This window comes from Ruminococcus flavefaciens 007c (assembly GCF_000571935.1).
GTDB classification, from domain to species: domain Bacteria; phylum Bacillota; class Clostridia; order Oscillospirales; family Ruminococcaceae; genus Ruminococcus; species Ruminococcus flavefaciens_F.
This window is the reverse complement of the sequence record NZ_ATAX01000003.1, coordinates 143,069-155,039: the sequence shown is the minus strand read 5'-3', so window position 1 is coordinate 155,039 and position 11,971 is coordinate 143,069. Positions and strand designations below refer to the sequence as shown.

Here is an 11,971-nt window from a genome sequence, read left to right as displayed (position 1 = left end):
AACACTTCAGTATACAGACGCAAACGGCAAGGATAATTACGATGAAGTAAAGACTGTTTCTGCTGCAAAGGGACAGTGGACAGATCTTTCAAATGCTTCATACACCATTCCTGCCGACGCATCGGGACTTGAGCTCTATATCGAAGCTCCCGACAGTCTCACTGACTTCTATGTTGACGGAGCTTACGCTGGTGTTAAGGGCACAAAGCCTCTGCTTTCGATTGATCCGTCACAGCAGCCTGTAATAACAGATCCTATAACCACACAGCCTCCTTCGAGCAATGTTGACAAGAACAAGACCATAAAGATACTGCCCGCAGGCGACTCAATAACAAACGGCGACGGCGAGCAGGGCGGTTACAGAAAGTATCTCTTTGACGCTCTTTCCAAGTTGGGCTATACTAAGATCGATATGGTTGGTCCCAATCGTGACAGAAGCAATTCATCCAACGGTATCACCTATGATACAGACCATGCAGGCTTCAGCGGTTACCAGATCAAGGAAGTACCCAGCTGGGGACAGCAGCAGGGCGGTAAGGGAAGCTTATACAATGAGCTCAAGAACAACGATGTAGTAAAGAAGACACAGCCTGATATCATACTGCTTATGATCGGTACGAACGACCTCACAGCTAACCGCTCAATGGACGCTTGTGCAGCTGATCTCCGCTCTATGTTGGATTATATGCTTGGAGATATGCCTTCAGGCGGTATGATCTTCCTCTGCTCAGTTCCCGAGCATACAGCCTACGGCGGAAATACGCAGAAGATCGCAAACTACAACAATACCGTAAAGAGCGTTGCCGAGGAGTACGCAAACAAGGGCAAGAACGTAAGATTTGCCGACGTTCACGGCTGTCTCAACGGCATGAATGATATCAGTGGAGACCAGCTCCATCCCAATGGAACCGGATATAAGAAGATCGGTAATTTCTTTGCGGGTGTTATAGATGATTATATCACTTCTCTGGCACCTCCTGTAACAACTACCACATCTACTACAACGACCACTACTACTACCGCTACAACTACAACAACTACTACTGCCACCACAACAACAACTACAACGACCACTACTGCTGAACCTGAGCTTACTGTAAAGAAGGCAGGAGATGCCAACGACGACGGCAATCTTGATCTGGCAGATGCTATTCTCATCATGCAGGCACTGGCTAATCCAAACAAATACGGACTTGAAGGTACTGCCGAGAAGCATCTTACCGAACAGGGCAAGGTCAATGCCGATGTTGACAAGTCCACAAAGGGACTTACAGCTGATGACGCACTCATGATACAGGAGTTCCTCATCGGTAAAGTTGCAAGCTTATAAGACATAATTTACCTTTTACGCAAACAGAGTCGGGAGATTTTCCCGACTCTGTTTGTTTTATATCACTTTACGATTATTAAAGGGTATTTATATACTCCTCGGGTGTTTTAACGTCTTCCTTGGCAGTTGATACATACGCATAGTAAGAAAGTATCTTTGAAGCATCAACGGAGTTTATGCTGCCGTCTTTGTCAACATCTGCGGCGAGCTTCTGACTGTCAGTGTAACCGCCGTCCTGTTTTGTTGAGACCTTGGAATAGTAGGAAAGAACAGAGGATGCGTCAACTGAATTCACCTGTCCGTCGTTGTCTACATCACCGAGAGAATAAGCTTTCTCGAGCTTTATGACAATATCCTTATGCTCACCGTATTCGTCGAAGGAGAAGCTTGCTGCAATACAGGTCGGAGCATTTTTATAGCATTCCGGCACGTTGAAAAGCTTTACGCCGTAATTCTTTTTGGTATATAAAAGGTTGTCGAATGTCTTTACGGGAGTATCGTCAGTGTCCCAGTTCAGGATATTGTTTGTATTGATACTTCCGCCGATAAGCTGAGCGTGGATACCCTTCACGGGCTCGTTTGTTTGTGCGTCAACGATGGAAATATCAGCGGAGCAGCTTGTTTCTGCTGTGGGAACGCTTTCGAGGAAGAGCGTTATGTCCTGTTCGGCTATGCCGTCCTTTACAGTGAAGCGCATACCGTTTTTGCCGTTTTCCTCATTCCTGATGATATTATCCTCGGTGGTTCTTTTCATCAGCATATCCATTACAGCTGTCTGACTGCCTGTGGAAATGAATCTGTAATCATCACCGGGAACGCATTTCAGAGTGTAGTCACCGTCGGGCAGAGCGCCTCCGCCGAGAGCATAAGGCGAAAGAGCAGAGCTGAAGCTGTACCTGTAGCCATTGTCATCATATACTCCTGCGCTTTTCAGTATGTCATCGTTTGAATTGAAAGGATTGATGTTCCTGATCTCTTTCATAGAAGATGTATATGTGCACTGATAGCATTCTGCATTGACATAGGCTACTCCTGAGACATAACCTGGTACTGCGATCTTTTCGGTATCGCCGCCCTTGCTGAAATAAAGCTTTATCCTGCCTGAGTTATTGTATTGTGATTTAAAGATGTTGTCATCATTGAAGGTGATGTAGTATTCGGAATCTTCATGGAATTCGATATCCGTAACAGTTTTCACGGGCTCCTCGTCTGATTTCCAGCTGATGAGCTCCTTGGAATCTGCTTTTTTGCCGCCGACATACTCTACTATGCTTACCTTCTGATTTTTGACAGCGGTGCGTGTCTTCATGTCATAGTAGCCCACAGTCACAGCACAGTGCTCCGAGTCAACAGGCACGGGATCTTCCTTGGGTAGCTCCACTGTCTTCAGTGCAGCTGCTTCCTTATCGGTCATGGTACGTTTAACTTTGAGCACGATTTCCTTTTGCTCGCCCTGTTTCTCGAATCTGAACTCGTTTTCAACACAGGGCTCATAGCATAAGGGAGTATTTTTTACCTTGAAGCAGTAGTCTCTGTCAATTTCATAAAGAGCATCTACCTTTACAGGATTCTGATCCGAGGTAGACCATCTCAGATGACCGTTGCTCTTGGTGAAATTCTCGTCCAGTTCAACGATGCAGCCTTTCAGCAGCTCGCCTGTATCAGCGTCCACTACGGAAACATTTGCCGAACAGCTTTTCTCATCCGAGGGGATCTTTTCAATGCAGAAATCCAGAGCCTGATCGGCTTTGCCGTACTTGACGTTGAATTCGATACCTTCGGAAAGATCTTTTTCAAAATGAGCAATGGGGATATTCTCCATGTCGTTGAAGACTAGGGCGGAACCGCTGTATTTCTTTACGAATCTGTATCCCTCTGCGGGCTTTACATAGGCTTTGTAGTGACCGTCAGGCACTACAAAAGCGGAATTGGTATCAGATCTGTCGTTAACGTATCTGAATCCATTATCGTCTGTTATGTATGCTTCATCGATCTCCTTGCCCAATGTGGCATTGTATATGGCCTTTGAAGTCTCGGTGGAATACAGGTATCTTCTGTTGAAATGTAGTTCATCTCCGTTGGTTATGGGGAAAGTAAATCCTGGGAAACGAGTGTTTGAGAAGCCGATGATAACTATTTTGTCAACGCTGCCTTTTTTTGCAAGTTTAACGTTTGTTTCGTCAGGGAGCCTGAAGCCTTCGGGAGCGCCCTCAAAAACGATCCTGTAGCTCACATCATCGCTGTATTCGAGATCTCCGATCTCCTTTACATCCGTATCCGCGGGCGACCATTCGGCAAGCTCTGTTTTTTCTTCCCCTTTAACAGCAATAAGCTTTGCCTTCAGCTCCCCCGGGAGCTTTTCGTTTACGGCCTTTACCGAGATCATGACCTTGCAGGTCTCATTCTGTTCTGCGGAGGTCTCCGCAGCGAAAGAATTTTTAAAGCCTTCAAGGCTGCCGCTGTATGCGGCTCCGGTCCCCATAATTGTGACAGCTGACAGTACAGCTATCAGTTTTTTGATCATCATAGTGATCCCTCCTTATATCATTATATTTGCATTATATATTATTTTAATAAGGATTTCAAGTATCGGGGGATAGTATTTACATTTTGTTAAAAATCATGACGTGAATTCGCGACGTATTTATGAGCAGAAGTAAGACGATTGATATTGACTATTTTGCCCTGTTAATGTATAATAAAAATATATATCAAACATATAAGCGGCGTTCACAGTGAATGTCTGAAATACAGTCCTCAGAGGGGAGTTGGCACATGAATTACATTATATTCGGAGGCTCAGGTTTTATAGGTACTCATCTTATACATCTGCTCAGGTCTGAATGTATGAAGGAGCAGGATAAGATCTATGATCTTGATATAGTAATGCCCGGAGAAGAAGGCGTAGTTCCGGGGATCGTTGAAAAAAATGAAGGGGTGAGATATATCCGCTGCGATGTAAGAAAGCATATAGAGGCGGACTTTGAAACCACAGCCGACGATATCATCTTCAACCTGTCTGCTGTCCACAGGACTCCCGGGCACAGGGACAGGGAATACTTCGAGACCAATATCCGCGGTGCGGAGAACATTACGGAATTTGCGGAGAAGCACGGTATCAGGAAGATACTTTTTACCTCGTCCATAGCGCCCTATGGTGCAGCCGAGGCGTTAAAGACGGAGAGATCACTGCCCATGCCGAATACTCCTTACGGCATAAGCAAGCTCACTGCCGAGAAGATACATGAGAAATGGTCTGTGAGAGACAGCAGCAGGGAGCTTACCATACTTCGTCCGGGTATTGTGTACGGAAAAGGCGAGCACGGCAATATGACCAGGCTCTATAAGGGCATAAAGGGACATTATTACTTTTATGCAGGCAGAAAAGATACCGTAAAGGCGTGTATATACGTGAAGGATCTGGTCAGGTTCATGAAGTACCGCATGATAGACCACAGCTTCAGAGGCAGCGATGTTATAAACTGCACCTTCGATCCGCCCTATACCATAGAGCAGATATGTGAAGCCATGAAAAAAGCGACGGAGCTTTCGTCAAGGATACCTATGATAAACGGAACGGTACTCATGACGGCAGCAAAGGTCATAGGACCTGTTGGCGGAAAAAAAGTGGGTATACACCCCGACCGTGTGAAGAAGCTCATGGTTTCTACGAATATAAGCGGAAAAAAGCTTGCTGATACAGGCTTTTCCTTCGGCTATACCCTTGAGGAGAGCTTCAGGGACTGGTTCAGGGACTGCGGAGAAGAAGGGCTTTACTGATGGATATAAAGATAATAGTAGCAGCGCACAAGAAGTACTGGATGCCGTCCGATCCCGTGTATATGCCTGTTCATGTAGGCGCAGAGGGCAAGGAAAGCATCGGCTATGTACCTGATGATACAGGCGACAATATAAGCGCCAAAAATGCCAATTACTGTGAGCTCACCGGACTTTACTGGGCATGGAAGAACCTTGACGCCGATTATATAGGCCTTGCGCATTACAGGAGACATTTTTCCGACGGCAGGCTGTTTGGCGGCAAAAAGGAAAGAGTCATCACCGGAAAGCAGCTGGAGCAGAAGCTCAGGGAGAATGACGTACTTCTCCCGAAGCCGAGAAATTACTGGATAGAGACCAATTACAGCCAGTATGCCCATGCTCATCATGCCGTTGATCTTGATACCGCCAGGGAGATAATCTCGGAGAAGTATCCCGATTATCTCAGTGCGTGGGACAGCAGCATGAAAAGCACCAGGGGACATCGCTTCAATATGTTCATAATGAAGCGCGACAAGCTGGATAAATACTGTGAGTGGCTCTTCGATATACTTTTTGAGCTTGAAAAAAGGCTCAATATAAGCTCTTACAGCAAAAACGACGCGAGAGTTTTCGGCTTTGTCAGTGAACGTCTGCTTGACATATGGATAATGACCAATCATGTGGGATATACGGATATGCCTTATATCTTCATGGAGAAGCAGAACTGGTTCGTAAAGGGCGGAAATTTCATAAAAAGGAAGCTTAAAAGAGGAAAGGCTTCCAACTGAGGAATAACAATGAAAAAGACTTTTATACCGCCCGAGGAGGGCAGGTCGGAGTATTACAGTTTCGGCTTCACACGCTTCGGACCGTTTTTGTACGGATTTGTCAGGTGGCTGAACAAAGAGCTGTTGAAAAAGGGCTATGACAGGATATTCTTTTTCTCACGGGACGGATATATGATGAAAAAAGCCTTTGAGATAATAAATGACGGTTCGGTGGCTGCCGAATACGTATATTTTTCGAGAAAGAGCCTGAGACAGACGATGCTGTGGAAATGCAGCTCCTATGAGGACTCGCTGAAATATCTGACCTGGGAGAGGTTCTTCACCTTCGGCCAGATACTGGAGTATTACGGCTTTGACGAAGCGGAAAGAGCTGAGATCTCAAGGAAAACAAGGATATCTTCCGAGCTGACGGCGGGATATGACGAACTCGGGAAAAATGATACATTTAAAAAGGTATATTCCGAGTATAAGGACGTCATCTGTCAGAGGTCGGAACAGCAGGAAAAGCTGCTGAAGGATTACCTTATACAGACAGGCATGACAGGAAAATGTGCCATAGCCGATATAGGCTGGCACGGGAATATGCAGTATTATCTCGGGAAATTCTGCGTGGAGCAGGGAACAGAGCTGGTTCCCGAGGGATTCTACGTCGGTATATCGCCAAACGATAAGCTGGATTCCCCTGTTAACGGATATATTTACGATGAGTATGATATGTCTGCCGAGAAGAAGGTGCTTTGCTTCCTTGGAGGATATGAAAAGCTTTTTCAGGGATATGACGGCTCCACATACGGTTACCGCCGTGACGGCAGCGGCAGGGTCTGTCCCGTTTTTGCGCCTTATGAGTATGAAGGCGACGAAAAGGTAAAAGGCATCATAAAGGAATGGCAGGAGGGAGCTCTGGACTTTGTCCGCATGGCCTGCGATAAGGGGCTTGATACCCCTGACAGTGAGCTTACAGCGCCGCTGATAAGGTTCGGCACCAGCCCTTCACTGAAGGACACAAGGCTCTTTTCGTTCCTTTATAATATTGACGGTACAAAGGTGTATTACACCGCACAGAAGGGAATGTTCCGCCGCGGCATAAAGGAAGTTCTCCATGCTTTCGGCCGAAGCCCCTGGAAAACAGGCTTTATGCGGTCGGTGATGAAGATACCCTTCCCGTATTATCTTATCTACAAAGTAATGAAGAAATGAGCCCGCTGGGACGGAAACATCTTTTTTAGTTTACCGCTTAAAGCGGAAAAAATGATAATGAGGTAAAACAATGCAGGATATAAAAAGCAGATTTTCAAGATTTTTTGAGATAATAACGTCCGAAAAGGGCTTTTTTGTCTACATAGTATTCGTTATGATAGCTCTGCCCGTGACGGAGATATTTGACGAGATGCACTCCAATGTATTCGTAAGTCAGCCGACGATAGTGGAAATGGCAGGCTATTTCGGAATATTCGCATTTATAGTACACTTCCTGAAGCATCAGAAGATAAAGTATTACCTTACAGATGTGCTGTATTTTCTGCTTTTCGTATTTGCGCTGCTTTCGGCAGTCTTTTCAAAGGACAAATACGCTACGTTCCATGGCTTTTATTATGACGAATGGCTTTTCAACTTTGTGGGATATTTCAGCCTTATGCTTGCGGGAACCATGATAAAGGACAAGCAGCTGAGGAAAAACATCATAAACGTTTTTATACTTGTGACCGTTATTCAGACGCTGTTTGCCGCACTTCAGACCTGCGGGATCTACATAGGTGAGTGCTATTATGACAACAACCTTATCATGGAACTGAGGCGCAGCTACGGACTTCTTCAGCATTCCAACTGGTATGCGGGCTTCAGTGTGCTGCTGTTTGCCTGCACCTCGGGAGTGTTCCTTTTCACCGAAAACAAGGTCACACGCAATATAACATACGTAATATCACTTATAAGCTTCTATACCCTGCTTTCGGCAGAAGCAAGACTTGCATGGGTGGGAATATTTGTATATCTCCTGTTCATTGTCGTATCTCTGGCTGTAATGAAGCATAAGAAACTGGAGAAGGAAAAATTCATCAGTATCCTCAGGCGTCTGGGACTTCTTATAATAGGTATGGCGGCAGTAGTAGCCTTTGTGATACTCGTATGCGGAAAGATTACAGGCAAGATCAGTCAGACCTCTGCCGAGATAGCCAATACCAAAGGAGAAGGCGCTACCACCGACGGCCTCGGCACAAGAAGAATGTACATATGGAAATACGGACTCAGATCCGTACCCGATAACTGGGCATTCGGAATAGGCCTCGACAATTACAGGGATGTATTCTACAAGAGCCCCGACTACTATGAGGGTATGTATACCCAGGGCAAGGGACATAACGAGTATATCCATTATCTGGTAACCCAGGGCGTTTTCCAGCTCATCACCTACCTTACACTGCTTATATATACGGCTGTAACGGGCATAAGAAGTGTTATACGCAGCGAGGACAAGGAGGAGAGATATATCAACTGGATCTTCCTCGGTATGTTCTTCGGATATATCGCCCAGGCCTGCTTCAACAGCAGTATCGTAAATGTTGCGCCGTATTTCTGGATAACCCTTGGAATGTGTCTTTCAAAGAAGAACCAGCATTGCTTCGGATATGCGGCAGAGCATAAAAAGGAAAAAATAAGAAAAAAATGACAATAACGGATCAGGATCCCTCCCGGTTTTTTTAGCTTGGGAGGGATTGATCTATTGTGCTTTGACCTTAAATTGCTTTTAATAAAAATATCACACTTATGTCATTAAAATGATACAACAGCACAAAAATAGTATTAATATTGTTATAAATAAAAAAACAAAGTAACAATTGAACCTAATCTTCATTTTGTGGGTTGACGGATGAAAAAATATATGTTAAACATAAAGTATATAATGTGTTCTTTATACATTTTAAAGGAGGATTGGAAATGAAAAAAATTTTATCTCTCATCTCTTCGGCGGTACTTGCGCTCTCAGCAGTCGCATCAGTACCTGTGACGGCAGCGGAGGAGGATTATATTCTCCACAGCACATTCGAAGAGGGAACAGAAAAGTGGACCGGACGAGGATCAGCGTCTGTAAAGACGGTGACGGGCAAATCCCGTTCAGGTGAAAGCTCTCTGTTCACCAGCGACAGAGCCAGTGACTGGAATGGTGCCACAGTAAGTCTCGGCAGCAGTTTTCAGGCAGGCGAGGACTATGCCTTCAGTGCATATGTCATGACAGAGGACACCGACGCACCCGTAACCTTTTACCTCACTCTCCAGTACAGTGACGGTTCTTCGGACAACTACCCGAAGATCGCAGAAGTAACTGCGGAAAAGGGCCAGTGGGCACATCTTGAAAACAATAAATTCAGCATTCCCGCCGGAGCGTCTAACATTCAGCTTTACGTTGAAACAAAAGAGAGCAAGTGCAGCTTCTATATCGACGAGATCGTCGGAGCCAAGAGCGGAACGGAAATAGGCGAGCCTTCCGCACCTGTGCAGATGAACAAGGGCGATATAAACTACGACGGAGTTATCGATTCATTCGATATTATCCTGGCACGCAGAGGTCTCATCAAAGGCATCACCGATAAAAAGGCTCTGAAGGCAGCAGACGCTGACAGCAACGGAGTTTTCGAGATCAATGATGCACTGCTCATAATGCAGTTCGTATCGGGCAAGATAAAGGAATTCCCTGTTGTTGAACCTGTTGTGGTTCCCGGACAGCAGAAGTACACCTGCGAGGAACTTACAGAAAAGATACAGAGCGAGCTTGTAAACACCGAGCCGAGCAGCTCACATCAGGAGAAGTCAGGCGTCAAGTACGGAACTATCAAGAAGGAAACATACTTCTCCAAGAAGGCAAACAAGAATAAGAATTACAACATTCTGCTTCCTGCCGATTACGACGAGAGCAAGCAGTATCCCGTTCTTTATTTACTCCACGGTTTCTTCGAGAACGAGGACCGTATGATAACCAAGGGCAACGGTACAATGTATACCCGTCAGATAGTCGGAAACGCTATCGCTTCGGGCGAGGCGAAGGACATGATAGTTGTAGTGCCTTTCGTATTCACAAGTGCTACCATGAATGATGCAACAGGATTTGCGGATGCGGGTTCAAACGAGGGCTACGACAATTTCGTTGATGATATCGTTGACAGCCTCATGCCTCATATTGAGTCCAAGTACAGCGTTGCAACAGGCAGAGAGAATACTGCTGTTACAGGCTTCTCAATGGGCGGACGCGAGTCTCTCCAGATCGGTATGAAGCATGGTGACAAGTTCGGCTATGTAGGTGCTATCTGTCCTGCACCGGGTGCTTCGGGCTCATGGAAGTGGAGCAATTCCGACGAACAGCCTTATCTTCTTATGATCACAGGCGGTACTCAGGACGATGTAGTTGGCCTGAATACTCCCGAGGGCTACCACAATAACTTCAACAGGAACGGCGTACCTCATGTATGGCACGTTGTTCAGGGCGGTCACCACGGCGACGATTCTATCCACTCTGCCCTTTATAACTTCATAAGAGGCGTATTCCAGGCAACAGACGGAGCTGCAGGCGGCTCAACCACTACAACACCGCCAAGTCAGACAACGACCACACCTCCCAGCCAGACAACTACACCTCCCGAGCAGACAACAACACCTCCATCAGGCACAACAGGCGAGCGCAAATATTCTATGAAGGAATTCACAGATATCGTTCAGAAGTCGCTTGTAAACAATGAGCCCAATGATTCACATATGCAGAAGCAGGGTGTTCAGTACGGAACGCTCAAGAAGGAGACATACTTCTCCAAGAAGGCAAACAAGAACAAGAATTACAATATCCTGCTTCCCGCAAACTATGATCCGAGCAAGAAGTATCCCGTACTCTATGTGCTCCACGGCTTCTTTGAGAACGAGAACCGTATGATAACACAGGGCAACGGTCAGATGTATACACAGCAGATCGTAGGAAATGCTATTGCTTCGGGCGACGCAAAAGAAATGATAGTTGTAGTGCCTTTCGTATTCACAAGCGCTACCATGAACGATGCAACAGGATTTGCTGATCCTGGTTCAAACGAGGGCTACGACAACTTCGTTGATGATATCGTTGACAGCCTTATGCCTCATATCGAGTCCAAGTACAGCGTTGCAACAGGCAGAGAGAATACTGCTGTCACAGGCTTCTCAATGGGCGGACGCGAGTCTCTCCAGATCGGTATGAAGTATGGTAACAAGTTCGGCTATGTAGGCGCTATCTGTCCTGCACCGGGTGCTTCGGGCTCATGGAAGTGGAACAGCGAGAGCGAGACTCCTTACCTCGTAATGATCACAGGCGGTACTCAGGACGATGTAGTTGGCCTGAATACTCCCGAGGGCTACCACAATAACTTCACCAGGAACGGCGTACCTCATGTATGGCACGTTGTTCAGAACGGCCACCACGGTGATGACTCTATCCATTCACACCTCTATTCATTCGTAAAGGCTGTATTCCAGGCAACCACATGACAGAATAAATAAAGCGTCATATTCGGCGCATAAAAAGCTCAGCCATAGCATCTCTGACATTTCTTCAGAGCTGCTATGGCTTTTCTGTTCAGCGGATTACAAAAAAAGCCCGGAAGCTGTCATTGCTTACGGGCTTTTGTCATATTCAGATTAAACCGAGAAGTCTTTCCTGTATAGCAACAGCATCGTTGGGAGTAATGCCGTTGCCTGTATCGTCGAGGTCGCCGTTGAAGCGCTCTGACATTGAAAGCTTGTACTTATCGGGATTTGCAAGGGACTGCATGATATTGATAGCGTCAGCAAGGTCCATTTTTCCGTCGCTGTTGGTATCTCCCGAGCGGACTGCGTCCATCTCATATACCATAGGTGCAGCGCTTGAATCGGGGCTGAACTTTACGGGAGGGAGGTTCTTTGCAGCTGCAAGCTGCTCGGAATACTCGTTAAGACGATCTATGTAGTTATCGAAGAAGTCAGCCAGCTGTTCTTCATTGATGTCATTGGTGGAATACAGATCGAATATGGTCAGGTCGTTCATATCGCCGCTGAGACCGTTTCCGTTGAGGTCCATCCGATAATCAATGTCAAGTGTAGTCCG

8 protein-coding genes are annotated in these 11,971 nt (G+C 46.1%); 6 read left to right on the top strand and 2 right to left on the bottom strand.

The genetic code is table 11. From position 1 onward, the window contains the following. A partial coding sequence (locus RF007C_RS16145) for an SGNH/GDSL hydrolase family protein (RefSeq protein WP_242836250.1) occupies positions 1–1,330 on the top strand: 1,330 nt, incomplete at its 5' end. Positions 1,331–1,406: 76 nt separating this feature from the next. On the opposite strand, the gene RF007C_RS17905 is transcribed toward RF007C_RS16145, so the two are convergent. Beyond that, positions 1,407–3,857 carry a dockerin type I domain-containing protein gene (locus RF007C_RS17905; RefSeq protein WP_037296425.1) on the bottom strand — a complete coding sequence of 817 codons (2,451 nt, stop codon included), beginning with the start codon at positions 3,855–3,857 and terminating at the stop codon, positions 1,407–1,409. A 248-nt stretch (positions 3,858–4,105) separates the two neighbouring features. Here RF007C_RS17905 and RF007C_RS00640 point away from each other — a divergent pair, with 248 nt between their 5' ends. The 5 genes from RF007C_RS00640 to RF007C_RS16140 all read left to right on the top strand — a co-directional run bounded on the left by RF007C_RS00640 (position 4,106) and on the right by RF007C_RS16140 (position 11,376). Then, on the top strand, positions 4,106–5,110 hold the full coding sequence (locus RF007C_RS00640) for an NAD-dependent epimerase/dehydratase family protein (RefSeq protein WP_037296424.1): 1,005 nt from the start codon (positions 4,106–4,108) through the stop codon (positions 5,108–5,110). Next, positions 5,110–5,877 (top strand): DUF4422 domain-containing protein, encoded by a 768-nt coding sequence (locus RF007C_RS00635; protein WP_037296423.1) that lies wholly within the window; start codon positions 5,110–5,112, stop codon positions 5,875–5,877. The genes RF007C_RS00640 and RF007C_RS00635 overlap by 1 nt, the downstream gene beginning before the upstream one ends. A 9-nt stretch (positions 5,878–5,886) precedes the next feature. Further along, the gene (locus RF007C_RS00630) at positions 5,887–7,074 is read left to right on the top strand and encodes a hypothetical protein (protein ID WP_037296422.1); all 1,188 of its coding nucleotides are present in this window, start codon (positions 5,887–5,889) and stop codon (positions 7,072–7,074) included. Between the two features lie 70 nt (positions 7,075–7,144). Beyond that, a complete protein-coding gene (locus tag RF007C_RS00625; RefSeq protein WP_037296421.1) occupies positions 7,145–8,542 on the top strand; it encodes an O-antigen ligase family protein in 1,398 nt (465 codons plus the stop codon). Between the two features lie 269 nt (positions 8,543–8,811). Continuing rightward, positions 8,812–11,376 carry an alpha/beta hydrolase-fold protein gene (locus tag RF007C_RS16140; RefSeq protein WP_051456449.1) on the top strand — a complete coding sequence of 855 codons (2,565 nt, stop codon included), beginning with the start codon at positions 8,812–8,814 and terminating at the stop codon, positions 11,374–11,376. Between the two features lie 145 nt (positions 11,377–11,521). Here the strand turns inward: RF007C_RS16140 and RF007C_RS00615 are convergent, their stop codons facing one another. Continuing rightward, entirely contained in the window at positions 11,522–11,944 is a 423-nt protein-coding gene (locus tag RF007C_RS00615; protein WP_037296420.1) for a hypothetical protein, read from the bottom strand. Between the last annotated feature and the right edge of the window lie 27 nt (positions 11,945–11,971).